Source organism: Candidatus Phytoplasma sp. AldY-WA1, from assembly GCF_020312115.2.
Taxonomy (GTDB): domain Bacteria; phylum Bacillota_I; class Bacilli_A; order Acholeplasmatales; family Acholeplasmataceae; genus Phytoplasma; species Phytoplasma vitis.
In genome coordinates, this window is the sequence record NZ_JAHRHX020000070.1 from 1 (window position 1) to 2,807 (window position 2,807).

Sequence of the window (2,807 nt, forward strand, 5' to 3'; positions counted from 1 at the left end):
ATTTTCTTTTGTTTGTTGTTGTGAAATATTTTTTTTTCTCTCTCCTGTTTGTTGTTGTGAAGCAATAAAATATTTAAATTCTTTTAATTTTGTTTTTATTACTTCTTTGTTTATGTATGTTTTTTTCAAAAAATTAGTATAAAGGTATTTTAATTTTTTTATAAAATTTTTTACTAATTTTGTTGTTATTGTAAGGTCTTTAGTTTCTTTTGAAACTAGACCGTTTTTGTTATGGTGTGCTAGTGTTAAAGTCAACCAACTAATCTTATTTTCTTCATGAAAATTGTTGATTGCTTTATATCTAGCGTTGTTTTTACTTATTTTAATATTTCTTTTAATTTCTTCTTTTTTTGATTCAACATTAAAAAGGGGGTTTGGGTATATCTCGTTTTCTTTATTTCTTTTGACATAAAGACAAACGTTTTTATAAATTTTTTTTAAAAAAATTTCATCAGTATTTAATTTTTTAAAATATTCGATTGAATTTAAAACTTGTTTTTTGAATTTTTCTTGTAAATCTTTGTTTTCGTTTAATTTATTTTTAATAAATTTAATTATTTCTTTTTTATCTTTTTTTTTATATAAATCATTAGCTATTTCATAATAAAAATCTATTTCTTCGTTTATATCTTCAATTGAAAGTGAATAATCTAAATCTCTTAATTCATGTTGAATAAACATAATTTTTCGTTTTTTTAAAGCTTTTAAACGGTTTTCTTGCATGGCTGCTTGTATCTGGAAGGAATGAAGATTTAAACTATTAAAATAAGCTCCGATTCCATAATTAGTAGTTTTGAAATAAAATAAATTACTATGGAATTCTTTATTAATTTTTTTTATTTCAAAACTACTCAATGATTCATTTTGATTAATCAATTGAACCATTTTTTGAGCGTGTTTTGACAATAAGATATCTTCTTTATTCATTGTTAAATTTTCTATATGTATTAATTTGTTTTTTGTTTTTTTATATTGCCTCTTGCTTTTTTTAAAACTTATTTTTAATAATTGTATTTTTAAATACATCTGTATTATTTCATATATATATCTGTATTTTTATAAAAAAAATAAAAGAGAAAATGATATTTTTATATCATTTTCAATTATATTTTTATTTATTTTACATTAAACAATCTTCTGATTGTTTTGTATTACTAAAAGTACGAGATTCGAAATTTTTATTTAAATCTTCGAAATTTTTAAAATCTTTACAATTTGATTCTGTTATATAATATTCTTTTAAATTTTTTAAAAAAAATTTTAAATAATTTTTATCAATTACATATCTTTTTTCAATTTGATTAGTTTTATTGTAAAATATTTCTTTTTCGTTTAAATTTAAAGAGATAGAAAAATCTTTATATTTATTATTAAATTCGTTAAATCTATATAAAAATTCTCCTTTAATACTTTGATTTCTCAAATAAACAGTATATATATTAAAAATATTTTTATAATCATATGATAAATCTTTATGTTTTTTTAATTGATCTAACCAAGTATTTATTGAAGAATTAAAATAAAAATAACAAAAATCAAATTCAGCTTCTAAATTTTTTGTTACAAAACGCATATGAGTAAATTTTTCAAATTCAGAAGGACGATCTTTAGCTTCTTCTAAAAAATCTAAAAAAATTTTATAATCTAAAAAACAAATTGATTTATTTACAAAACCATTATAATCATCAAAATTGCCACTTGTTGATTGTGTCATTGATTTAGGACTATTATCTGGTTGATTAGTTAAAATTAAATTAAAATTAGATTTTGAAACTTTCCAACCATGATTAAATTTTTCTTGTCCATTTTCATATTCCCAATTATATATTTTTTCTGAACCTTCACCCATAATAACTGGAAATGTATCAAAATTATATTTTTTTGCATTTTCTATAAATTCTGGAAATGAAAAATAATTTAATCTACCTTTATGGTCTTTACCAGTTGGTTTAATGCCAGGGAAAAAATTATATTCTCTAATTGTATTACCTTCTTTATCTTTATAAGTTAAATAAGGTTTAAAGAAAAAATTAAATTCTTCTTTAACTGGTTCAACTGATTTTTCTTGTTTTAAATCTTTATTTTCTTGTTGTAAATCATTATATCTTTTAAAAAAAATAAATAATAACGCTAAAATAATTAAAAAATAAGGAATTAAAAGAAAAAATTTATTTTGTTTTTTGTTATTAATGTCATTATTATTCATATTTAAAATACTCTCTTTTTTTTAAAAATTAAATTTGAAATGGATTATCTCCAAAAGATTAATATAAATATGCTACATGTTTTTTTGCTGCTTTTTCTAAATATTCTTTTTCTTCTTCTTTAATAACTCCACTTTCGATAAGTTGTTGCACTTGTTTTTTAATTTTAAATTCTAATTCTTGTATTAATTCTCTTTTTAAAGTTTCTTTATTATTAACTGTACTTTCTTCTAAAGATTTTATTTTAATTTTAAATTCTTCTAATTCTTTTTTAATATTTTCTAATGAATTAAAAAAATTTGCTTTTTTTCTTCCTCAACTAATATTGGTATAAAACCCATTTCAAAATTAGTTTTAATTGTTTCTAAAGGATTATATAATTTAAATTTTTTTTCTTTAATATTTAATTTTATATCATTTTCAACAATATTATCGATTTTTTTTAATTTTCTTAATTTATCTAATTCTAAATGATATTTATAAAGAGCCGCAGTATTTCAAAAAAGTGTAAATAAATTCATTTTTAATACCGAAAAGACTAGTTAAAAAAACTAGTCTTTTTTTGTTTTCAGTGAAAAGGGGTTTTAAAAATATGCATAGTTA

Annotated in this window: 2 protein-coding genes; both read right to left on the reverse strand. The window is 19.0% G+C overall.

What is annotated here, in order from left to right; genetic code table 11:
- On the reverse strand, positions 1–1,026 hold a 1,026-nt coding region (locus tag KTO59_RS03910; protein WP_284928740.1), incomplete at its 3' end, for a hypothetical protein.
- Between the two features lie 94 nt (positions 1,027–1,120).
- Positions 1,121–2,206, reverse strand: coding sequence for a hypothetical protein (locus KTO59_RS03915; RefSeq protein WP_284928741.1), 1,086 nt, complete (start codon positions 2,204–2,206; stop codon positions 1,121–1,123).
- Between the last annotated feature and the right edge of the window lie 601 nt (positions 2,207–2,807).